The organism is Streptomyces sp. NPDC004647, from assembly GCF_040609575.1.
Lineage (GTDB): Bacteria > Actinomycetota > Actinomycetes > Streptomycetales > Streptomycetaceae > Streptomyces.
Window position 1 is genome coordinate 62490 of the sequence record NZ_JBEXKU010000025.1, and the last position, 24711, is coordinate 87200.

Consider the following 24711-nt stretch of genomic DNA (forward strand, 5'->3'; position numbering starts at 1 on the left):
GCGATTCCGGGCCGGCGAACACGTCCCCGGGCGGCCGGGGGTACGACTATCCCGCGACGGTCACCAACCGCCCGCCCGGTGAGACCGGCGGCAGCCCGAAGTCCAACTCCCCGACGACCTCGGACCCGTTCGCGGCCCCCGGGCAGCGACTCGGCGGACCGCAAGCCGACCCGCACGGCACCGCGCAGCCGCGCCCGGGCGGCGGGAACCGTCCCGAGGAGGGGATCCCCGGCACCGGCGGCCCCAAGCCCCCGACGCGCTCGGGAGCCGGCTACGACCGGCCGGCCACCCTCGGCGACACCCCCGGCGGCACACCCGGCGGCGGCCGCGGACCCGGAGAAGGTGGTGGGAACCTCCGCTCCAACGATGGCAGCGGCAGCGCCACCTACGTCGAGACGCCGGCCTCCGGCTCCCGTCCGGGTCCCGGAGCAGGCACCCGAACCGGTGGGGACGACGGGCGCCCGTCCTCGTCCGGGCCCTCGCGTCCCGCCGAGGCCCCTGCGCCGAAGACCGGCCAGGGCACGCCCGATTCGGGCCCGGCCGGGCCCACGTCCTCCGGCCCCGCCCGGACCGAGGGCGCGTCCGGGGGGAACGGCGGAGCGCGCCCGACCCCGGCGCAGCCCAGCCGGCCGGAGTCGTCGGCACCGGTTGGCGGCCCGCGCGGGGGCGACACGGAAGGTGCCCCCGTCCCGCAGAGCGGCCACCCGGCTCCGGGCGGACGCCCGGCCGAGCAGCCGGGCACCGACTCGGGCCGCCCGGCCTCCGGGACGCGGCCCGGGGACGAGACCACCCCGTGGCCGTCCCCGTCCGGAACCGCACAGCCGGGAGCGTCGGCACCGGCCGAACCCGGCGGGACCACGCAGCACGGAACTCCGTCCTCGACGACGGAGACCGCCGCCTCCACAGGGAGCGGCCCGGACAGCAGCGCGGGCACACCTCCGCCGGTCGCCCCGGTCGCCCCGGTGCCTCCGGTGCCTCCGGCGGCGCCGGCCCCGCCGGCGTCCTCCGCGCCACCCGGCGGCGGCACGGCGGCACCGCCGTCCGCGACCCAACCCGCGCCCACCACCCCGCAGTCCGACCTCCCGCAGTCCGGCCTGCCGCAGTCCGGAAACCCGCAGTCCGGCATCCCGCAGTCCGGAAACCCGAGCCCGCCCCGGACTCCGGAGGTCCCGCAGCAAGCCACCGGCTCTCCCGCGACGGGCGGCGCGACGCCCCCGCCCACGGCCCCCGCGCGCCCGGCGCCCAGCACGCCTGCCGACGCGGCCGTGCCGCCCACCTCCGTCTCCCCGGTGCCTCCGGCGGCGCCGGCGCTGCCGGTGTCCTCCGCGCCACCCGGCGGCGGCACGGCGGCACCGCCGTCCGCGACCCAACCCGCGCCCACCACCCCGCAGTCCGACCTCCCGCAGTCCGACCTGCCGCAGTCCGGAAACCCGAGCCCGCCCCGGACTCCGGAGGTCCCGCAGCAAGCCACCGGCTCTCCCGCGACGGGCGGCGCGACGCCCCCGCCCACGGCCCCCGCGCGCCCGGCGCCCAATACGCCTGTCGACCCGGCCGTGCCGCCCACCTCTTCCGGCACCACAACCCCCGCCACGTCCACAAGTCCCGTCAGTCCCCCCTCATCTGCCTCATCTGCCGCGACCGCTCCCGCCGGCCCGGTCTCATCCACCGCACCGACCGCAGGGATCGGTGGGACCGGTGGGGCCGCGACCGGTGGGGCCGTGACCGGTGGTGCCGGAGCCGGCCACCAGAACACCGGACCGTCGAGTTCCGTACCGTCCGGCGGCTCCCGCGACAAGGACGGACACCCCACTGCGCCAGGCGGGCGGCCCGCGAACCCCAGCGCGGCACCGTCCGGTTCGCCGGCCACGGCCACCCCGGGCAATACCTCGTCCGGACCGGTGGAGTCGCCGGCACCGGCGACGGACGGCACCTCGTCCGCGGGCACTCCCGGCACCGGCGCGACACCGGCGAAGGAGCCGTCCCCGGCCGGTGAGGCGCCCCCGGCGCGCGAGACGCCAGGCCCGCGCGGGACGCCCACCACCGGTGAGACGCCCGCACTGGGCACCCCCTCCTCCCGCCACCCGGGCGCGGCGCGGTTCGACATCGAGGCGGCGCGGGCGCGGCTCGAGGACCCCTCGGTGCCGCAGGACCGGCGGGACACCTCCCTCCAGTGGGCTGCGGACGCGGTGCTGGACCGGATTGGTCGCGTGGCGCCCGGTGAGAACCCGCTGGGCGTGGTACCGCGGGTGGACGAGGTCGTCGAACTGGTCGCGGCCGAGCACCTGCGGGGCGGACACCTGCCCGCCACGGCCCTGTTGGGCTCCCTCGTCCGGGGTCCGCAACCACTCCTTCCGCCGCCTCCCGTCGAACCGGCCCCGCAGGGCGTCCGCCTTGCGCCGCCGTCCGCACCTGAGCCTGAGACCGCGCCGCACCGCCCGGCCCGTACGGCGCCGGATCCCGTGGTCCCCTCGTTCAGAATCTGGCCGTTCTCGGTTCCGAGCCCGGCCCGTCCGGTGTCGGCGCCCTCCTCGTCGTTCCATCCACCGGTGCAGCCCGCCCACACCCCGGCATCCGTCACGCCCGGGGCCCCCGTGTCCGCGCCGGGGCATTCCTCCGCCACAGCAGGCGCCCTCGATACGTCCACCGAACACGGCGCCTGGCGCACGCTGTTCAACACGCCCGGCACGTCCGCCGCGGAGCAGCAGGGGCTGCTCGACCGGATCGGCGCCCACCGGGGCGGAGCCGTGCCGTCGCCGGAGGAGCTGGAGCTGCGCCGGTTCGTGCACGAGCAGCTCGCGGCGCAGCCCGGGGTGACGGTCGTCGTGGACGACGCCGCCAACTACGGCCATCAGGCGGCGGCCACGATGCTGATGGAGTCGCTGCACGAACTCGGCTATTCCGGCCGGATCACGGTCATCGCCCCGGACAGTGTGCGGGAGCGGCTCCAATTGCTGGTGTCGGACACCATGAACCAGCGGATCGACTGGCACACGGGCACGTTCGGGTCGGACACACCGGTGCCCGGTGCCCAGGTGGCGGGCGCCAACGACTCCCTGGTTCTGGTGGCCGCGAGCGACCGCCTCGACACCGGCATCGACACGGCCACGCAATTCCTCAACTTCGTGGGCGCGGACCGGGCGATCATCCTCAAGCCGTACGCGTGGGGCGATTCGCGCCGGATGGTCTACAGCCGACCGGGGCCGGACGGCCCGGTCACGGTCCATGACCTGGAGGCCGGCGGAACCGGCGCCCAGCCGATCCCGGACAGCGCCCTGTACCGCTTCCATGTGCCGAGGCTGACCGGGGACGACCTGCGAGCCCTGATCAACGCACAGGTCGGCGGGGCGCGCGGCAGGGGTCTGTGGGCCGTGGCGGAAGCGGTACAGGGCGCCCGGGCCGAGCTGATGCCGGTCTACGGTCTGCACAACGTGGCCGCGCCCGGCCGCGCCTCCGCCCTGAACACGCTGGCTGCCGGGGTGCACGAGGCCGGGCTCCGCAGCCCGTCCGTGGTGATGACCTTCGGCGACGCGACCGTGTCGTTCGCCCCGCGTCACAGTGAGACCTGGCTGCACTACGCCGACCTCGACGATCCGCAGCTGGAGACGCAGATCCGCGACCTCGGGCCCGGCGACGTCCTGGTGGTGAACGCCGGGAAGCTGCCGCAGGACGTGTTCCGGCAGGTGTACCAGCTCGGCGGACTGCCCGCCGTCCTGGAGGGCGCCAACACCAGCAACCTGGTGCAGATCACGGGCCGTCCGTTCTTCTCCGTGGACACCCACCACACGCCGTACGACCCGTTCGTCCCTGCCGCCGCCGACCGGCTCCAGGGTGTCACCGACGCGATCGTCCACGAGAGCGAGTGGGGCAGGGGGCTGCACGACGCAGAGGGCTGGGCGGACTTTCAGACGGCGCACACCGCCCGCTCAGTGCTGGGTTCCCTGCCCGAGCAGGACGGGGGGCGTCTGCTGGGAGCGGACGAGATGCATCGCGTGCGGCAGGTCCTGCCGAACGAGCGGATCACCGGCATCCTCGGAAGCGACGACACCGTTCAGCGGATGCTGGACTACGACCCGAGCGACTACAGGCAGGTCGCGCGGCAGGAGTCGAACCCGGACCAAGTGGTTCTCACCTCGACGCAGTGGCAAGAGCTCAAGAACGCGGTCGGCGCCGAGTACTCCGCACACGAGAACACCGTACGAGATGACACCCGCACGTTGTCGGTGGCTCCCGGGCGGGAGCAGACACTGACCGTCGCGGGCGCGATCACGGACTCCCTGACCGGGGGCGCCTCGCTTCACGACTACTTCCGGGGCCTGGCCTCCCAGGCCCGGGACCCGCGCAACGACCAGGTGCTCCAGGCGCTGGACCTCGTCTTCTCGGGCAGGTACGCCGACTCCCCCGCCGGCCCGTCGAGTTACCCGCCCTCGGTCTCGGCCGAGGACCCCGGACCAGCACCCGCACCGGAGCCGGAGAGTACGCCGCCGAGCCCGGCCCGTACGGTGCCGGATCCCGCACCCACCCCGGCCACCGAGTCCGGCAGCTCCGCCCATCCGGGTAACCGGCAGGAGCCGTCCACCACGTCCGGGCCGTCCGGGGCCGCCGCGCCTGCGGAGGACTCCGACTCGGGTTCGGAGGACTTCGCGATGGGCGGTCTGCTGGACGAGTCCGACTCGGGTTCGGTGGATCTCGCGATGGGCGGTCTGCTGGACGAGTCCGACTCGGGTTCGGTGGATCTCGCGATGGGCAGTCTGCTGAGCCCGCCCGCGTCGGGCGTCGGCGCCGAGACCATCACCGCCGAGCCGGGGGGCACGTCCGAGCGCTCCGCTCCCGCCCTGTCATCCCAACCGGTGGCATCGGGTGGGGAGTTCCATGCCCAGCACCTGTCGACGGGGGAATCGGGCGCGCCCCCGGCTCCCCTCGCCGACCTGGCCACCCGGCTGCCCGGGATGACGCCCGAGGACCGGACCCGGGAACTGACGCTGCTGCCGTCCGGCCAACTGGACGCGCTGGCCGCCGACCAGGAGCTGATCGCCAACCTGCGGCAGCAGCTGCCGCCCGCGGAGTTCGCCGACACGGCCGCTCAGCTCCTGGTACGGGTGCCGGAGGGAGTCGAGCAGCCGGTCTCCGCCCGGACCGAGGCGCAGAGCCGGATCGCCGGCATGCTGGCCGACCCCGATGTGGCCGAGAGCCTGCTGGGCAAGGGCACCCGGGTGATCGTGATCCCGCGGGATGTCCCGCTGACCTCGCTCGGGCCGTTCGCCGCATTGGGCGGCACTCACGCCGGAGGACGAGCACTCGAGACCGTGCGCGGCATCAACCACGACCGCCAGGTCGCGGTGACCGAGGAGAACCTGCTGGGTGAGACCACCCAGGTGCCCGGCGACGGTGCTTACCCTGACGGCTACTCCACCACCACCCACGAGTTCGCCCACGCCATCCACGAGAAGGGTGGCCTCAGCAAGATCGACCTTGCGCGCATCGCGAGCGCCTATCGGGCCAGGGAGGCCGAAGGCGCGGCCGCGCACTGGCCGGACGGTCCGCTGCGCGACCCGTCGGGCGTCCGCCCCGGCGCCAACTACTCGTCCCACAACCAGTACGAGTACTTCGCCCAGCTCAGCAACGCCTACCTGGGCACGAACACGGGGACCGACCCGTATACCGGAGCTCCCCGCAACAACGGCGTGAGCTGGGTACGACAGCACGAGCCCGGCCTGCTGCCCCTGCTGGAGCGGCTCTACGGGCCTCCGCAGCAAACGGGCAACCCAGCCAACCCCTTCACGGCGGTGCAGGCCGAGAACGAGACCTGGGCCGGCTTCCGGGGGCTGTGGGACCGCGCCGAGCAGGAACTACGGCCGCAGCACCACGTCCCGGTGCCGCCCCCCGCCGACCAGTCCCCGCAGGGCCAGCCTGAGGAGTGGTCGGGCGTGTCGGGGGACGCGTCTGATGATGAGGGTTTGTTTGCTGCGCCGTTGCGTCGTGGTGGTGCCGGGGTGGAGGGCGCGCCTGAGGAGTGGTCGGGCGTGTCGGGGGATGCGTCTGATGATGAGGGTTTGTTTGCTGCGCCGTTGCGTCGTGGTGGTGCCGGGGTGGAGGGCGCGCCTGAGGAGTGGTCGGGCGTGTCGGGGGATGCGTCTGATGATGAGGGTTTGTTTGCTGCGCCGTTGCGTCGTAGTGGTGCCGGGCCGGAGAGCGTGCCCGAGGAGGGGTCGGGCGTATCGCGTCCGGCTGGGGATGACACCGGGCCGGGGGCCCTGGTAGCGCCGCGTGACTCCGAGAACGGGGCCCTTGGTGTTGTCGATGGGACCGCGTCGCGCCCCGTACCACCACGGTTGTCGGAGCTGATGCCGGAAGCAGACTGGTGGCTTCTCTACATCGATCCCCGCGATCACGCTCTGGCGCTCGAGATATACCCGGACGATCCGGGAAAGCTCTACGACCGGCAGTGGTCACCGGGTTTCCAGCAGAGCATGATCGACGCGTATCGCGCGGCCCTGGACTCGCCGGAGGGGTTGGCGAATCGGATGAACGCCGCCGAGTACCTCCGTCTGCACAATCTGGTGGTCGCCAATCTGGATGCGAGACCTGGCTGGTCGGGAGGGCAACCGACCAGTTTCCCCCTGCGTAATACCCAACTTAGTCAGGACCTCCTGGAGGAGGAACTGGGCGGCCGGCGGCTGGCCCTGGATCTGAGTAACTACGACTGGCCCGCCACGGCGGCCAGGCCGATCACGGCGTTGGAGAGCTTCTCCACAGGCAAGCCCCTCCTGCACACCAACTATGCGGTGGGCGAGGTGGCCAGGCTGGTCGACATGGCCTTCGACCGCTACTACACCGAGGCCGCGCAGGCGCACAACGACCTGAGCAGGCTTGCGGCGATCGGCAAGGCGGTGCGTGCCTTGCAGGTCATACATCCCTTCCACGACACCAACCGGCGGCTCAACGTCCACCTGCTCCTGCACAAGCTGCTGATCGAGCAGGGATTCCGGCCGGTGGTCACGCCGAAGTTGGCGTCGCTGTTCCAGGGCGGCTATTCCGTGGAGCAGATGGCCGAGACATTGCTCCGGAACACCGAGCCCCTTCGGCCTCCCACACAGGCTCCGACACCCCAAGACGAGTTGAACACCCGCGAAGACGAGTTGAGCACCCGCGCGGCGGCCTCGGAGTCGGAGAGTGCGCCGCCGAGCACGGTCTCTACGGCGTCGACTCCCTCTCCCGCACCGGCCACGGACTCCGGCAACTCCGTCCCGACAGACCACCAGCAGCAGCCGACCATCGCACCCGCGACGCCCCAGGCCGTCGAGTCCTCGGCAGGTTCCGACTCGGCGTCGGAAGACTTCGGGGACTTCACCGATCTGCTGGCGGCACCCCCCACGACCACAACCGTCCTGGAGGAACCAGCCACCCAGGCACCGCCCACCACGCAGACACCCGGGGCTACCCGGATCCTCCCGGTGGAGGACCAACTCGCCGAGCGCGGACTGTCCCCGGTGTACGTCCCCGCCGGCGCAGACGACCTGGCGCACGCGCTGATCGCCGTAGCACCGGAGGAGAGCGGGCAGTTGGTGGGTCAGAGCCGGCCCGCCACTGCGCAGGAACTGCGTGCTGAGGTCGCCGACGCGGTCGCGGCCGACCTGCGCAGGGCGCCCGCCGAGCGCAGGCTGCTGCCCGGTACGGCAGCCCAGGGCAGCGCGGACCGGATCGTCCAGGAACTGCGGACCGGGAGCGGCCCCGCCTCCTTGGACTGGCTGACTCTGGGTGGCGCGGCGCACGGGCTGGGGCTGCGGATCACCGTGCTGGCGCCGGACCGAGCCCCCTGGACGGTCGGCCCCGCCGACGGACGACCTGTCGTCCTGGTCCGGCAGGAGCGGCCGGAGCCCCACGTCGGCCGCTGGGTGGCGACCGAGCCCGTGGCCGCGGCCGAGCAGGCTCGGCACCCCGGCCAGGAGCCCCAGGGCGAGGCCTCCGGTTTCACCTGGGGCAGCACCTCCTCCGCGGCGGTACGGCCGGCCGCGGACTCCGGCCCTGCGCAGACCCAGGTCTTCTTCGGCGCCGACCCCCGGCCGGCGGAGCCCGATTCGGCCTTCACGACCGCCGCCGCGCCCGCACACGAGCCCGGCGAAGGTACCTCCCGTGGCCCCGCGGCCAGCGGCAGCGGCGGGTCCGGCAGGGCCGGCGGGTCCGGCTCCGGCTCCGGCTCCGGAGAAGCTCCCGTCCCGCACGACGGCGACGGCGACGCCACCACGTCCCGCACCCTGTCGCCGTATGTCCGCGGCTACGGCTCCCGGCACGACGGCCTGGTCGGGCTCGTGCTCCACGAGCCGGTTCCTGAGGACGTGCTCGGCGCGCTCCACCAGCATGTGCTGGACGCCTTGGGCGTGGCACCGGGGAGCGCCGCGGAGGCAGCGGTGCGCGAACAGCTCGCCGAGCAGCTCAGCCCCTCGGAGATCGCGCTGCATCTGCCCGATGTGCGCAGCATGCGCGGGCATCGCGTCACGGTCACCGTGGACGGCACGGAGCACACCGTCGACGTCCGGCTGCGCCTGGCCGATCCGCGGCCGGCCACGCACCACGGAACCCTGGGCGAGGTACCGCGCACGACGAAGGTGGAGCGGCAGGGCGAGGGCGGACAGTCCTCCTCCGCGGGCGAGAACTCCGGCACCATGCGGACGGTCCCGATCCCGTGGATCGGGATCTACAACGGCCCCGCCGGGCCGCTGCGCTGGTTCGACGGGGCTCTCACCCTCACTCTGACGCACAATCAGCTCTCGCAGTCCGCGGCGGTCAGCGAGGGCGTCACGACCACGACCATGCAGCGCGCCAACGATCCCGCTCACGCCGTGGACTTCACAGGCCGGTGGCAGGCGCGGGTGGACACCGACCGGAATGCGCCGGTGGACACCTGGGGCGCGGAGCGTGGCCACGGGCGGCTGACCGTCTGGTTCCCCGAGCACCGGGCCTTCGGCCACGGCGGTGCCGGCGGCCCGCTGCCGGAGCCGGCCGGGCTGGACGACCTCCCCCTGTGGGGCGTGGACGCCGTCTCCGAACCGAGCAGGCTGCTGGACGACGTGCTCGACGCCGCCGCCTTCGCCGCCCTGCGGGACTTGGGCGCGGACTCCCGGCGCGAGCTGGAGGAGTTCCTCTCCGAGAGGATGCTGCGCGGCACCCTCCCGATGCAGCGGGACCGCGGCGTGTACTCGCCGGTGCTGCTGGACGGCAGCGGCAACGCGCTCGGCGTGCTCCGGCTCGCCGCCACCGTGCGGCCACGGAAGGCGAGTTCACAGACCCCGGACGGCCGGTTCACCCTGGAGTCCTGGCTCACCCACTCCTCCGGCGTGGACCGCTCGGCGCGGCTCACCAGCGGCATCGGGCTCGACGGCAGCGGCGGGCCGATGTTCACGCCCGATCACGCGCCCGGCCACCCGTCCGCCGCCACCCGCATCGGCGGGGGCGTCTTCGGCAAGGCCGGCGTGTCCTGGCAGTCCAGCGACGCGCTGAACACCAGCAGCACGGCGTCGCTGATGCACGCCCTCTACACGGACAGCACCCACCTGCTGGTCCCGGCGGACATCACGTACCGGATCACGCTCGTGCGCCCGGGCGGCGGCGAGATCACCCGCTCCTACGGTCCGCGGCAGGAGGGCGTCCAGCTGCGGCTGCCGCAGCGCTCCACCGCCACCGGCCACGCTCCCGCGCCGGAGGAGCAGCGCCGGCCCCCCGGGCACCTGGAACACCTCGACAGCATCGGCTTCTCCGCCGTGCCCCTCGCCGTCCACGGCGCGGAGCGCATGTTCGAGAGGGCGGAGGAGTGGCTGCGCCGGGAGGGATTCCTGCCGCCGCGCGAGCACGGCTGGTACGCGATGAACGAGCCGCGGGTGCAGACCCAGTTGGCCAACCTGCGGCGGTTCGAGCAACTGCGCTCCAGGCTGGGCCAGGCCGCCGCGCTGCCGGACGCCGTCGAGGGCGGCCGGCCCGTCTGGTTCGAGCTGCCCGGCCACCTGAGCGGCAGCCGCCGCGTTCAGCTGCGCTTCACCGCCGCCCGGGACCGGACCCCGCGCCCCGGTGAGGCGGGCGCGCCGCCCGCCGTGCACACCCGGCGGCTGCCGGACGTGGAGAGCGCGGGATTCAGCTCCCACGAGGCGCGCGGCACCCGGCAGCGCGGCACCCGGTTCGGCGGCACGATGGGCGGCGGAGGCGGCCCGCGCTGGCCCCTGGCGGACGGCGGATGGGCGCTGGACTCCACCGGCGACTACACCTGGGGCGGGCAGCACTCGAGCTCCGCGACCGCCGGATCCGCGCTGGGCATGGACCAGTTCACCATCACGACCAGCGGCGGCACCGAACTCTTCGCTGTCCCGGCCCGGTTCGCGCTGGACCTCTACGAGGGCAGCGCCGAGGACCCGCTGGTGCGGTTCGCCGACCCGGCGTCCGACCCCGAGTCCGCCCCGGCGTCCGGACAGGCCGCGCGCCCGCAGCCCGCGCCGATCGGGCCGCTGGGTCTCCCGGCCGCCCAGGCGACGCAGACCACCCTCGCCGGACACGTCACGCTGGCCGTGCCGCACCAGCGCACGCTCCCGGCGGAAGGCCACATCGTGCCGCCGCCGGCCCGGGACGTCATCCGCGCGCCCCGCACCGGCGGCGGACCGCAGGACGACACCGTGCGGCTCGGCCTCACCGACGCCGCCGGACAGCCGCAGCCGGGGCTGATCCGGCTGCCGGACGACGCGATCGTGGACACATTCCGCGGCAGCGCCGCGCTGCGGGAGGCGTTCCGGCAGCTCGTCACCGGTACCTACCCCGGCCGCCCGCCTGCCGGCGCGTTCGGCCGCCGACTGCACACGTTCAGCAGCCGGGTGCCCGACCTGGTGACCGCACCCGGTACCTGGCTGGGCGAGTACCTGGCCGGCCCCGCCGCCGGGAACCAGGGCGCCTTCGCCGGCGAGGTCCTGCACCAGCAGGTGCGGGTCGCCAACCTGCTCGCCCGCGCCCAGCAGATCTTCAACGGCGGCTACCTCATCGAGGGCCTGGTCCTGCCCGGACTCGGCGCCGACCAGGAACTGTCCCTGGAGATCACCGGCTACCTGCACCACCCCACGCACAGCGGCTCCTTCCGCAGCTACGGCGAGAGCGACCTGACCGCGAGCGACGCGTCCACCCGGCAGCGCTCCGTCGCCACGTCCCACCAGCGCGGGGGAGGACTCACCGCGCTCCAGGCGGCGCCCACCCCGCCCGCCGGCAGCCCGCCGCCGCGGGTCTCGCAGGCCAACCCGAGCATGCGGGTCGCGGGCAGCCGCCGCACCGAGACCGCGAGCGAGCGCTCCGCCGGCACCTCGGTCGTGCGGGTGCCGCTGGAGTCCGGCGACCAGCACCTGGTCACCGCCGACGCCACCCTGCTGGTGACGCTGCGTCAGGGCACCCGGAACCTCTTCGGCAACTTCGTCGGCCTGGGCAGCCGGGACGGCATCACGGTCGCCATCGACCTGCCCCGTGCCGTGCAGTTCACCCTGGCCACCAGCCAACTGGCCCGGTACGCACGCTGGTTCGCCGGCGTGCCCGGCCTGCCCCGGCCGGTGCTGCCGCACCCCACGGTGCCGCTGCCGGACCACTTCGTACGCACCCGCGAGCTCGGTGTCGGCGGCGTCCTGTCCGTCACCCAGCTCGACGACCCGGTGCGGCGCAACGAGAGCCGCGACCGGCTGCACCGCGAGCTACTGGCGCTGGTGGAGCGGGAAGCGCCCGGCGTGACGCGTCCGGGACACGCCGCGTACCTGCCGGGGGTGGCCACTCGCATCGCCGACCTGACCGCACCGGCCGCGCTGCGCGCGCTGCCCGCGCGGGGCACGGTCCGGCTGTGGTTCCGGTACGCCACGACGGGCGGTACCCGCCTGGTGGAGGTCACCCTGAACGCCCGGCCCGATGCCCAGACCCCGGCCCTGCGCCGGATGCGCGGGCGCCCCGCGGGCGACGGGACCGGCCTGGAGCAGACGGGCATCCACGCGCCGGACCACCGTGCCGAGTCCCAAGGGGCCACCCGCACGTGGCAAGTGACGGCGACCCCGATCTCCCGGTACCCGCGCCCGGGCGGCCGCACGGGCCGCACGGACCGGACCGGCCCGGTGCTGTCCGCCTCCACGACCCGCGGCCGCACCTCGCGCACCGACTTCTCCTCCGACGACCGCTACTGGACGCGGACCGGCAACGCCGCCGACTTCGACGACATCGGTTACACCCTCACCGGCTCCGTTCGCTCTGAACTGATCTGGGACTGGCCGCCGGACCTGGTCGGCGGCCTCCTGGAGAACGGATGGGTGTCCCTGACCGCGCGGGACGGCGGAGGGCTCGCGCAGCGGCTCGCCCGGATGGTGCGCGGCCGGCCGGCCCGCGAGGTCCGGGTCCCGGCAGCGGTGGCCCTCCGGTTCGTCGGCGCGGAAGCCGTCGCACCGCGCCCGCACGATCCGCCGGTGCGGCCCCGCACCACGCACGCCGATCCACGGTTGCCCGCGCCGCACGGGCCGCTGCCGGCCGGCGGGCGGCCCTTCGCAGCCGGGCCCCCACTGGTCCCCACCGGTCCGACACCGGTGTTCGAATTCAACGGCTTCCGGCAGCTCGCCGAGGCGCTGCGGACGGTGGCGCCGGGTATCGCGGGCGCCTGGGGCCTGTCGGCCGACGCGCCGCCGGAGGCCGCGGCGGCCCGGTTCGGGGAACTCGTGCAGGCCGGGCGGATCACCGTCGACCTGTCCCGCACGGCCGTGGGGCTGACCTCCACGATGCCCGGGGCCTGGCCCGTCGGGAGCGATCCCGAGGAGACCCCCGTCCTCCAGGTGACGCTGCACAACCCGCGGCCGGTCACCGACGCCGAGGACGTCGCCGTGGACCGGCTGCGGCGACCCTCGCGCTCCTCCAGCAGCTCCTCGACCGTGGGCTCGGCGGCGGGCATGGGCTACCAGTTCACCCAGAGCGGCAATCAGGCCAATCTGCACCTGGTCAGCTTCACCACCCCGCTGCTGACCCGGCAGTCGGTCTCCCGCACCGGTGGGGCCTCGGCCTCGGCCGGGCAGCGGGACCGGCTCAAGACCGGTGCCCCCGCCCGTTCCGAGACCGGTACCAACACCCGCAGCTACGAGACACTCGTGGACGCGGTGGTCACGGTCACCGGACCGGAAGGCATCCGGTACGTCACCGGCAGCGCCACCGTCCGGCTCTTCGAGCGGGACCTGCTCGGCCACGGCGTGATCGGGCCGCGCACCGCCTCGCAGGTCTACGACCTTCCGTCGATGCTCGCCCGGCAGCCGGACGCCGCGCTGCGGGACTGGACGAGGCACCCGGTCACCGAACTGCCCGCGGCGCTGGCCGGGGAGCTGGAGGGCCAGGAGAGCGGGGCCCAGCTCTGGCTCGACCTCGGCCCGGACCCGGACGGTCGTCGGCTGGCCCGCGCCCTGTACGTGGGCTCGCGGACCGCCCAGGCGGCGGGCCGTCCGGTGGAGCTGGTGCTGCGCGGCGGAACGGGGCTCAGGTTCTGGCCGTTCACCGCCGACGGAAGGCTCGCCGACCTCACCCCGGCCACCACCGACGCCTGGAACCGGCTGCGCACGGCGGTCATCACCGCCACTGACGCGGCCGCCGCCGAAGCGGACGCGGCCGGCCACGAGGCCGAGCTGCGCCCGCGGGAAGCCCGAGCCGCCGAAGAACTGGCCACGGCGCAGGCCGCGTTGACCGCCACGACCACCGCGCACACCTCGGCGGCCGGAGCGCTCACCGAGGCGCGGACCGCCCGGCAGTCCCTCGCCGACCGGCTCGGCGAGGCCGAGCGGGTCCAGGCGGAAGCCGAACGTGCGGCGGACCGGCGGGACGAGGTCGTCACGACGGCCGAGGAGCGGCTCGCGGAGGCGGAACAGGCGCTGCGCCGGGCCCGGGAGGAGGCCGCGAGGAACCAGCCGGTGGCCTCCGGCGCGGACGGGACGGCATCGCAGACCGGTCCCGACCCGGAGGCCGTGTCCGCTGCGGAGTCCGCGCGGGACGCGGCCCGGGTGGAACGGGACATCGCCCGCGGTGTTGCGGCGGCGGCGCGGGAAGTCGCCGAGCGCGCGGCCGGCACGGTCGCGGAGCTCCAGGAGCGACTGGCCGCCGCCGAGGAGCGGGTGCGCACCGCCACCGACGAAGAACGGACCGCGGCCGGCGCCGTCACCCGGGGCACCGCTTCCCGGGATGAGCGGCACCAGGAGCACCAGCGGCTCGGGGAAGAGCTGCGCAATACGCGTCAGGAGCAGGCCGACCAGCAGCGGCTGCGGCAGGACGCGTGGGCGCAGATGCCCGGTCTGGCCGGGATGCTGAGCGCCGACCGGTGCCGGGAGGGGACCGGCGGCTCCCGGTTCCCGCTCGACTCGCTCTCCTCGGCGCCCGGCGGTCCGGGCAGCTGAGACGTGCGACGGCCCCGGCGGAACCCTCCGCCGGGGCCGTCGCGCATCGGCCGGTGCCTACCGGCCGGCTCAGTCGGTCAGCAGCCAGCGGCTGTCGCTGTCCGCATCGCACCGGTCGAGCACCAGCCGCGTGTCCGGTGCCTTCGAGTCGGCGCCCTCGACCTGGAGGCACAGCTGGTAGCTGACGAAGTTGCGGATCCTGACGGTGTCGCCACCGGCCGGGTCGAGCCACCACAACTCGTTGTCGTCCAGGCTGGAATGGCAGTTCGCCTCCTGGATCTGGGTGCCCGCCGGCTTCGGCCCGCGCTCCGGCACGTCCATGCACAGACCGTCCTTGGCGTTGCTGATGGTGACGAGCGAGGCGCCGCCCGGGCCCGTGTCGCCGCTGTGGACGTTCAGGTTCCACTGCTGGTTGTCCGCCGCGGAGCCGTCGCAGTAGTACTGGTTGACCGGCATGGTGTAGTAGCCGGCACCGTAGTCCGGGAGGTCGGCGCACATACCGGTGGCCGCGTTCTTCAGCAGCAACCCGGAATGGTCGGTGACCACCAGCGGGCGGACCTTCTTCTTCTCGGCTTGCTGCTTCTGCTGCTGCTTCGAAGGAGAGGCCGAGGGGGCGGCCGGAGCGGGATCCGGGGACTTGGCACGGCGGGTGGGCTGCGCCGGCTTCGTCGGCTTCGGAGTGGCCGACCGGGACGGGGACGGGGTGAACTTCTTGCGAGCCGCCGCCTGTTCGGCGGCCAGCTTCTGCTCCTTGGCCTCCTCGTCCGCCTGATAGCTGCGCCAGGCACCCAGCCCCAGGGTGCCGCCCGCCACCAGCGCCAGCACCGCGGTGGCACCGGCGACCCTGGTGCCCAGTCGGGAGCGCTCTCCCGGCTGCTGGGCGGTGCTCGTCAGCGCGTCGACGAACCGCGCCCGCTGCCGCCGCTTCGCGTCGTCCTGCTCGGTCTCACTCAACGTCCGTCCCCAACCGCAAGTGGGCGTCGCCTCCGGCGACCCGCAGCCCGGCGGCGGCCTTCAGCAGATCTCGGCGGTTGAGGTTCACGACGACCGGTCTCCAGTGGTGGGTTCGAGAGTGAGGGAGATCGCGTCGGCGTAGCCGTCGTTGGACGTGCCGCTTCCGGATCGGGTGAAGACCAGCAGCAGCCGGGCGGTTCGGGCGCCGGGTGGCACGGCGGCACTGGCCTTCCGCTCGAACAGGCCGGTGGCGGACCTCCGCTCGGCGGCGGTCACCGGCCCGAGCACGGCCAGATCGACCGGCGTCCCCCCGGCGTCGCGGAATTCCACGGACAGCCGGGCGCCGTCCTCCTGCGTCGCGTACCCGCCGAGCCAGCCAGTGGCGGTGAAGCGCACCTGCCCGGCGTCGACCGCCCGGCGGCCCGTGCGGCCGGTCGCAGGCAGGGGCAGGTCCTGGACCAGGGCGGTACGGGGCGAGTTGCCGCCGGAGAAGAACCGGCTGCCGCGCCGTGCGGGTCCGGGATCCCCGGGCTCCGGGTATCCGCCGCCGACGGCGTACCCGATCAGCGCGGGCGCGCCCTGCCGGACCGTCCACCCGACGACGGACTCCACCGGCTCGGCAGTGCCTCCCGGCCCGCTCTCCGCGTCCCCATTCACCACGAGATCCACTTTCGTCTGCTGCTGCTTCGAAGGAGAGGCCGAGGGGGCGGCCGGAGCGGGATCCGGGGACTTGGCACGGCGGGTGGGCTGCGCCGGCTTCGTCGGCTTCGGAGTGGCCGACCGGGACGGGGACGGGGTGAACTTCTTGCGAGCCGCCGCCTGTTCGGCGGCCAGCTTCTGCTCCTTGGCCTCCTCGTCCGCCTGATAGCTGCGCCAGGCACCCAGCCCCAGGGTGCCGCCCGCCACCAGCGCCAGCACCGCGGTGGCACCGGCGACCCTGGTGCCCAGTCGGGAGCGCTCTCCCGGCTGCTGGGCGGTGCTCGTCAGCGCGTCGACGAACCGCGCCCGCTGCCGCCGCTTCGCGTCGTCCTGCTCGGTCTCACTCAACGCCCGTCCCCAACTCGCCAGAAGGTGTTCGAATGCATCCGTCCGGCCCCGCCCCGGGCCTGCCAGTCAACCACCGGGGGTCCCGCGCGGGCCCGTTCCGTGTGCGGGGTGAGCGCGGGATGAGCACGAGGTGAGCAGCGCTCGGACGGCTTCACCGCAGCGCCGACCCGTACAGCTCGCGTTCCCGCAGCAGTTCCGCGGCTTTCGTCAGCGCGGTGGAGAGCCGGCGCCGGTAGGTGCTGAAGGACAGCGCGGCCCTGCTGGCCGCGGCCTGCTGGCTGCGCGGCCCGCCCAGGTATGTGATCGTCAAAACGTCGCCCAACTGCCGCTGCCCGGGATGTGCGCGCAGTTGCGTCACCGTCTCGGTCAGCACCGCGCGCAGCGCCGTCGCGTCCGCTCCGGGCGCCACCAGCCGGGTGCCCAGCAGCGCGCTCTCCGCGAGTTGCCGCGGGTCCCGCACACTGCGGTAGGCGTGCTTGACGGCGTCGGCGAACTCCGGCCACGGCATGGCGGGTTCCACCACCGCCGCGGTTGGCGCCACCGCGCCCGCAGGCTCGTCGCTCAGCAGCCGGATGCGGAGCGCCGCGGCCCAGCGGTCGAACGGCGCGCGGCGCCAGTCCTGCACGAAGGGGAGCACCCGCTCGCCGTCCGGGCCGCCGGCGGGCGCCGTTCGCTGCTGCCCGTACAGGTCGAGCAGCGACGAGAGCGCCGACTGCTCCTCGGCCGTACAGGTCCAGCTCATGGCCAGGCCGGGCGTGGTCGCCCACAGCGTGGTCAGCGCGGAACAGGCGGCCGCCGCGCTGCCGGTGCTCCACCGGCCCAGCAGCAGCCGCTCGGTGCGCCGCAGCGGCGACCGGCCGGCCGCGTGCTCCAGGGCGGCGCGCGCCACCGGATCGTCCGGCAGCCCGGTGGCGCCCGGTTCCAGGCAGGGCGCGACGAGCACGCCGACGAGCCGGCGGCCGTCCTCGGCGACGGTGAAGGCGGCCGGCTGGTACTCCCACCACCGCCGGGCCAGGGCGCCGGCCGCGACGCCGTGCTCCTTCTCGATCGCGGCCACCGCCTCGTCCAGGTCCTCCGGGCGGGCGGCGCGTGGCCGGATCCGGTCCGCGCCCCGCCAGTCCACCGCCTCCCGCGCCACCCGGTTCGTCCGGCCCAGATAGGCCAGCCCCGCACCGGACGCCCAGCGGTCGCCGGCGCGTTGTCCGAGCCGCTCGGTCAACTGGCCGTGCAGCCGGCCGAAGAGAGACTCGTACTTCTCCGGACCGCGCCACCGCAGATCGGCCAGCAGCGCCTCCCGCACCAACTCGTGCGGCACCAGGCCCTCGGCGGTGCTGCGCACGAACGACAGGCCGCGCAGCCAGGTGCACAGCGCGCGCGCCTCGGCCAGCGGCACCTCCAGCGCGTGCCGTACTGACTCTTCGGTGGTGACCCGGGCAAGCGCCAGCACGTGGAGGGCATCGGCCTGGGACAGCGACGGGCTCTCGCGCAGCATCAGACGCAGTAATTCGCGTACCAGGTCGGGGGAGTCGCGCAGCTCCCAGAAGCGGCGCTGCTCCACGGGGCCCGTGGCGAGTTCCCGCGCGTCGGCGAATAGCGCCAGCGCGAGCGGCAGTCCGTGCGCGGCACGCACGATGCCCGGGACTTCGGCCTCGTCCACGTCCCGGTTGCGCAGCAGCAGCGCGGCCTCCGCCTCGTCCATCCCGGTCAGCTCCACGCTGCGCAGCGCGTGCCACCACTGCGGATCGGTGCGCCACTCGGCGGACGGGGGCAGCCGGCTGCCGACGACGAGCAGCGGGCGCGAGGGCATACCGGGCAGGAAGACCTCGCGCAGCCACCGCTCCAGAGGGCCCAGCGACTCTGCGGAGTCGATCAGCAGTACCTGCGCGTCCTCCGGCGCGCCCTGCGCCTCCAGCGCGGCCAGGAACGCTTCCGGCGTCGGGTCCGCGTGCCGCAGATCGACGCTACGGGTGATCCGGCCTTGCGCCTCGGCCTCCTCCGCAAACCGGCGCAGCAGCGTGGTCTTGCCGACGCCCGCCATGCCGTGCAGCCACACCACGAAGCAGCCGCGCCCACCGCTGGGCATCAGCTCCCCCAGCAGCCGCAGTTCGGCCACCCGGCCGGTGAAGACCTTTCTCCAGGACACCGCCAGCACGTCCCCGTGCGATTCCACCGGCAAGGGCGTGGGAGACATCTGCATCGTCGTACCTGCAGTCCTTTTCTGTGTGACGACAGCGCCGCGCCCGGGGGTCGGCCGGGCCCGGTTCCGCGTTCCCGACACGTTCAGCGAGGGGGTGGGTGCGCGGCCTGTCGGGTCGGCACATCCGGTGCTCGCTGTACGTGTGGATCAAGCACACCGCACGTATGGCCGAGAATGGTACAGAATGCCGGTGACCGCACGGCCCGCAGAGCGGTCGCCCGACCGCCCGCCAAGCCCCGGAACGGGCACGGTCATGCCCGTCGCGGACCCGGTTCCGCGCGCACAGGTCGTCCCGTGGTGCCATCGTCCCGGGATCGCCTCAACCTCGCCTGCATTGAGGTTTCTTCACTTCTGAAGGCAGGTGCGCCGCTGGCGGAGGCATGGATTCCGCTCTTGATCCGGAGCGAGGAAACAGGCGGGACTCGGTCATGATTCTGTGGGAATCGGTCACGGGTTGCGGATCAACAGGGCCTGGTGCGTGGGGCGTTCACGCCCCCGGGAAGGGACGCGGCACCGGGCGGGCGCCCCGTCGGAAGCGGTTCCACGCCGCGACGCGGGGGCGGCGGGCTTGCCCCGCAGGTCAAGATCCCTCGGGCCCGTCTCAGCGGTTGGAATGGGGGCGGCATCCTCATGGTTACGTGCTGTGCACGAATTCTTACTCTTGGTCCGGCCTCGCGAGCTGGGCTGGGCTGGGCGGACCGCATCGTGCGACGATGCCGGTATGAATCGACTGGCTGACTCCCAGTCGCCTTATCTACTCCAGCACGCCTCCAACCCGGTGGATTGGTGGCCATGGGGAGAGGAGGCGATGGCGGAAGCGAAGCGGCGGGACGTGCCCATTCTCTTGAGTGTGGGCTATGCGTCCTGTCACTTATGCTTCCGTAATTCACTGGTGCCATGTGATGGCGCACGAATCCTTCGAGGACGCCGAATCCGCTGATTATCTGAACGCACACTTCGTGCCGGTGAAGGTCGACCGCGAGGAGCGGCCCGATGTCGATGCCGTCTACATGGAAGCGGTGCAGGCGGCGACCGGTCAGGGCGGCTGGCCCATGACCGTCTTCCTCACCCCGGACGCCCAGCCCTTCTACTTCGGCACGTACTTCCCGCCCGAGCCGCGCCACGGCATGCCCTCCTTCCGGCAGATCCTGGAGGGTGTACGGACCGCGTGGGCCGACCGGCGGGAAGAGGTCGCGGAGGTCGCCGAGAAGATCGTCCGGGACCTCGCTTCGCGCTCGCTCGTCCTCGGCACCGCCGCCCCGCAGCCACCCGCCGAGGACGACCTGCACGCGGCGCTGCTGGGCCTCACCCGCGAGTACGACTCCACGTACGGCGGATTCGGCGGAGCCCCGAAGTTCCCGCCGTCCATGGTGCTGGAATTCCTGCTGCGCCACCATGCGCGCACCGGCTCCGAGGGCGCGCTGCAGATGGCCGAGGACACCTGCGAGGCGATGGCCCGCGGAGGCATTTACGACCAACTCGGCGGCGGCTTCGCCCGCTATGCGGTGGACCGTTCCTGGACGGTGCCGCACTTCGAGAAAATGCTCTACGACAACGCCCTGCTGTGCCGGGTGTACGCGCATCTGTGGCGGTCCACCGGATCGGATCTCGCGCGCCGCGTGGCACTGGAGACCGCTGAATTCATGGTGCGTGAACTGCGCACCGGGGAGGGCGGTTTCGCCTCCGCACTCGACGCCGACAGCCCGGCCCACGAAGGCGAGGGCGCCGGAACCGGGAAACACGTCGAGGGCGCGTACTACGTATGGACGCCCGAGCAGCTGCGCGCCGTGCTCGGCGAGGAGGACGCGAGGTCGGCGGCCGGGTATTTCGGCGTGACGGAAGAGGGCACCTTCGAGGAGGGCGCCTCCGTGCTCCAGCTCCCGGGCGGGGAGCCGACCGATGACGCCCGGATCGGGTCGATCAGGCAGCGGCTGCTGGCCGCCCGGGAGGAGCGGCCGCGCCCCGGCCGCGACGACAAGATCGTCGCCGCCTGGAACGGTCTCGCGGTCGCGGCTCTGGCCGAGACCGGCGCGTACTTCGAGCGCCCGGACCTGATCGAGGCCGCACTGGACGCGGCCGACCTGCTCGTCCGCGTCCACATGGACCACCACGCCCGGCTCTTCCGTACCTCGCGCGACGGAGCCGCGGGTGCCAACTCCGGGGTGCTGGAGGACTACGCCGATGTCGCCGAGGGCTTCCTCACGCTGTACTCGGTGACCGGTGAGGGCGTGTGGGTGGAGTTCGCGGGACTGCTGCTCGACACGGTGCTGCGGCACTTCTCCGCCGAGGACGGGACGTTGTACGACACCGCGGACGACGGCGAGGCGCTGATCCGGCGGCCCCAGGACCCCACTGACAGCGCTGCCCCCTCGGGATGGTCGGCCGCCGCCGGGGCGCTGCTCTCGTACGCGGCTGTCACCGGCAGCTCACGCCACCGGGAGGCGGCCGAGCGGGCGATGGGTGTCGTCAAGGCGCTCGGCCCGCGCGCGCCCCGCTTCACCGGCTGGGGGCTGGCCGTCGCGGAAGCGCTGCTGGACGGGCCGCGCGAGGTGGCAGTGATCGGCCCCGGTGATGATCCGTCGACCGCGGCCCTGCACCGTACGGCTCTGTTGGGCACCGCGCCCGGCGCGGTCGTGGCACTCGGCGGGCCTGATGGCGTGGGAGCCGAGGACACCGGCGACGCCGAGGACGTACCGCTGCTGCGGGACCGCGGGCTGCTGGACGGCCGCCCCGCCGCCTACGTATGCCGCAATTTCACCTGCGACGCGCCGACGGCCGACCCGTCCGTCCTGGCCGAGAAGGTGGGCAGCGTGATCGGGTGAGCCCGGCCCGGATCGGACTCGGGTGGGGCCGGGAGCGGACTGGAGCGGACTGGGGCGGACTCGGAGGGGGCTCGGGAGCGGACTCGGGGATGGGGGCGGGAGCGGACTCAGGGCGGGTCCGGGGCGGGGGTTCGCGGGCGGTTTCGCCGACCGGTGCGGGCCCCGACCGAGCTGTGCTGAGCCCCGGCCCCGGCGGCCGGGACAACGGGATCAGGCGTGCTGGTAGGCCACCAGGGAGATCCCGACGTAGTGGACGACAAAGGCCGCGAGCGTGAGGGAGTGGAACACCTCGTGGAAGCCGAACCAACTGGGTGACGGGTTCGGCCGTTTGATGCCGTAGACCACGCCGCCCGCGCTGTAGAGCAAGCCGCCGACGATCACGAGGACAAGCACGGCGATGCCGCCCTCCCGCATGAAGTCGGGGAGGAAGAAGACAGCCGCCCACCCCATCGCGATGTAGCAGGGGGTGTAGAGCCAGCGCGGGGCGCCGACCCAGAAGACCCGGAAGGCGATGCCGGCGATGGCCGCGGCCCACACCGCCCAGAGAAGGGCCTGCCCCCGGCCGCCCGGGACGAGCAGCATGGTCAGCGGGGTGTAGGTGCCCGCAATGATCAGAAAGATATTGGCGTGGTCGAGGCGCCGCAGGACCGCGGTGACCCGGGGACTCCAGTTGCCGCGGTGGTAGAGCGCGCTGATCCCGAAGAGCAGGCAGGCGGTCAGCGTGTACACGGCGCAGGCGAAACGGCCGCGGGTGCTGTCGGCGAACGCGGTGAGGAAGATGCCGGAGATGAGCGCGGCCGGAAACATCGCGGCGTGCAGCCAGCCGCGAAGCCGTGGCTTCACCGGTATCGGGAGGTCGAGCGGTTGCGGTCCGGAATCCGTGTGCGGCCCGGATTCGGCGGGGGAGGTGTCGGGGAACACGGCGTCGTCGGACGCGTCGGCTCGTCCGGCGTCGGGCTCGGCGGCAGTCATAAGCGCAATGCTAGCTACGCCACCGTAAGTTACGCCCGGGTACCGAGTGGTGATGCTCACGAGGACGCCCTCTGGACAGAACCACTTCGGGGTCGGATGATCAAATGAGTGCGGTCGGCACCGGATGAGCGGCTACGAAGCGTCCGGGTCGCAGCCCCCACGGGGCAACTACCTCCAAAAGCGGACATTATTGACAATAGTCCGTTTAACCCTCAATAAGTGACGCCGGAGCAGCGCGGTTCCGGCGGGACGGAGCGATCGTGGCGCGCAGCGCTGTGTCTTCTGGGGGCGACACTCAGACCCCCGTGGCCCCTACCCCCACCAGCCACCAGGAGCTTCTCTCCTGGGTCGATGAGATCGCCGCCCTCACCGAACCTGCCGAGGTCGTGTGGTGCGACGGCTCCGAGGCCGAGTACGAGCGCCTGTGCGAGGAACTCGTCGCCAGGGGCACGTTCAAGAAGCTCGACCCGATCAAGCGCCCCAACTCGTACTACGCCGCCTCGGACCCGAGCGATGTGGCGCGTGTCGAGGACCGTACCTTCATCTGTTCCGAGAAGGAGGAGGACGCGGGCCCGACGAACCACTGGAAGCATCCCGACGAGATGCGGGCCATCTTCACCGGTGAGGGAGGTTCCTCGCGGGAGAAGGGAGTCTTCAGGGGCTCGATGCGCGGCCGCACGATGTACGTCGTGCCGTTCTGCATGGGTCCGCTCGGCTCGCCGCTCTCCGCCATCGGCGTGGAGATCACCGACTCCGCGTACGTCGCCGTGGCCATGCGCACCATGACCCGGATGGGCCGCCCCGTCCTGGACGAGCTCGGCACCGACGGTTTCTTCGTCAAGGCCGTGCACACGCTCGGCGCCCCGCTCGAGCCCGGCCAGGCCGACGTGCCGTGGCCCTGCAACAGCACCAAGTACATCTCGCACTTCCCCGAGGCCCGCGAGATCTGGTCGTACGGATCGGGCTACGGCGGCAACGCGCTGCTCGGCAAGAAGTGCTACGCGCTGCGCATCGCCTCCGTGATGGCCCGCGACGAGGGCTGGCTCGCCGAGCACATGCTCATCCTCAAGCTCACCCCGCCGCGGGGCGAGTCGAAGTACGTGGCCGCGGCCTTCCCGTCCGCCTGCGGCAAGACAAACCTCGCCATGCTCGAGCCGACCATTCCCGGCTGGACGGTCGAGACCATCGGTGACGACATCGCCTGGATGCGCTTCGGCCAGGACGGCCGGCTCTACGCGATCAACCCGGAGGCCGGTTTCTTCGGCGTCGCTCCTGGCACCGGCGAGCACACCAACGCCAACGCCATGAAGACGATGTGGGGCAACTCGGTCTTCACCAACGTCGCGCTGACCGATGACGGCGACGTGTGGTGGGAGGGCATGACCGAGGAGAAGCCCGCCCATCTGACGGACTGGAAGGGCAACGACTGGACTCCGGCTTCGGAGACTCCGGCCGCGCACCCCAACGCCCGCTTCACCGTTCCGGCCGGCCAGTGCCCGATCATCGCGCCGGAGTGGGAGGACCCGAAGGGCGTGCCGATCTCGGCCATCCTCTTCGGTGGCCGCCGGGCCTCGGCCGTTCCGCTGGTCACCGAGTCCTTCGACTGGCAGCACGGTGTCTTCCTCGGTGCGAACGTCGCCTCCGAGAAGACCGCCGCCGCCGAGGGCAAGGTCGGCGAGCTGCGCCGCGACCCGTTCGCCATGCTGCCGTTCTGCGGCTACAACATGGGCGACTACATGGGTCACTGGGTCGAGGTCGGCAAGGACAAGGACGCGTCCAAGCTGCCGAAGATCTACTACGTCAACTGGTTCCGCAAGGACGCGGACGGCCGCTTCGTGTGGCCGGGCTTCGGTGAGAACAGCCGTGTGCTCAAGTGGATCGTCGAGCGGCTGGAGGGCAAGGCCGAGGGCGTCGAGACGCCGATCGGCATCCTGCCGACGAAGGAGGCGCTCGACACCGAAGGGCTCGACCTCGCGGACGCCGACCTCGATTTCCTGCTCACCGTCGACAAGGACGTGTGGCGCGAGGAGGCCGGTCTGGTCCCCGAGCACCTCAACACCTTCGGTGACCACACGCCGAAGGAGCTGTGGGACGAGTACCGCGCGCTCGTCCAGCGGCTCGGCTGACGGCCGTGACGCGGACGTGCCCTCGACGCGGGCCGGTGTGTCCTCGGCGGGGTCCGCTCCGTCGGAGCCGCGGCACATGTGAGCGGCACATGTGAGCGTGGCTCCTCAGCTCAGCCCGGAGGCCGGGGGCGGCAGGGGTGGGATGCGGCCCCCGCGGAGGGGGGGGGCGACCGCGGGAT

General features: G+C 73.3%; 7 protein-coding genes and 1 pseudogene. 3 read left to right on the forward strand and 5 right to left on the reverse strand.

Features of this window, described 5'->3' with window-relative positions; all coding sequences use genetic code 11:
• Nucleotides 1-385: 385 nt before the first annotated feature.
• Entirely contained in the window at nucleotides 386-1384 is a 999-nt protein-coding gene (locus ABZW18_RS13925) for a hypothetical protein (protein WP_356186621.1), read from the reverse strand.
• A gap of 334 nt (nucleotides 1385-1718) precedes the next feature.
• On the opposite strand from ABZW18_RS13925, the gene ABZW18_RS13930 reads away from it, so the two are divergent.
• Entirely contained in the window at nucleotides 1719-14414 is a 12696-nt protein-coding gene (locus ABZW18_RS13930) for a hypothetical protein (protein ID WP_356186624.1), read from the forward strand.
• A 69-nt stretch (nucleotides 14415-14483) separates the two neighbouring features.
• Here ABZW18_RS13930 and ABZW18_RS13935 read toward each other — a convergent pair whose 3' ends face one another.
• The 3 genes from ABZW18_RS13935 to ABZW18_RS13945 form a co-directional block, all read right to left on the reverse strand.
• Nucleotides 14484-15368 carry an RICIN domain-containing protein gene (locus tag ABZW18_RS13935; protein WP_356186627.1) on the reverse strand — a complete coding sequence of 295 codons (885 nt, stop codon included), beginning with the start codon at nucleotides 15366-15368 and terminating at the stop codon, nucleotides 14484-14486.
• An 84-nt stretch (nucleotides 15369-15452) separates the two neighbouring features.
• Nucleotides 15453-16415: a hypothetical protein gene (locus tag ABZW18_RS13940; RefSeq protein ID WP_356186630.1), complete on the reverse strand. Its 963-nt coding sequence runs from the start codon at nucleotides 16413-16415 to the stop codon at nucleotides 15453-15455.
• A gap of 151 nt (nucleotides 16416-16566) precedes the next feature.
• Nucleotides 16567-18606, reverse strand: coding sequence for a hypothetical protein (locus tag ABZW18_RS13945; protein ID WP_356186633.1), 2040 nt, complete (start codon nucleotides 18604-18606; stop codon nucleotides 16567-16569).
• 727 nt (nucleotides 18607-19333) lie between these two features.
• On the opposite strand from ABZW18_RS13945, the pseudogene ABZW18_RS13950 reads away from it, so the two are divergent.
• Nucleotides 19334-21434 (forward strand): annotated as a pseudogene (locus ABZW18_RS13950) (thioredoxin domain-containing protein).
• A 210-nt stretch (nucleotides 21435-21644) separates the two neighbouring features.
• Here ABZW18_RS13950 and ABZW18_RS13955 read toward each other — a convergent pair.
• Nucleotides 21645-22406, reverse strand: a complete 762-nt coding sequence (locus tag ABZW18_RS13955; RefSeq protein WP_356186636.1) for a hemolysin III family protein — start codon at nucleotides 22404-22406, stop codon at nucleotides 21645-21647.
• A 305-nt stretch (nucleotides 22407-22711) separates the two neighbouring features.
• On the opposite strand from ABZW18_RS13955, the gene ABZW18_RS13960 reads away from it, so the two are divergent.
• Nucleotides 22712-24532 (forward strand): phosphoenolpyruvate carboxykinase (GTP), encoded by a 1821-nt coding sequence (locus ABZW18_RS13960; RefSeq protein WP_356186639.1) that lies wholly within the window; start codon nucleotides 22712-22714, stop codon nucleotides 24530-24532.
• The last annotated feature ends 179 nt before the right edge of the window (nucleotides 24533-24711 follow it).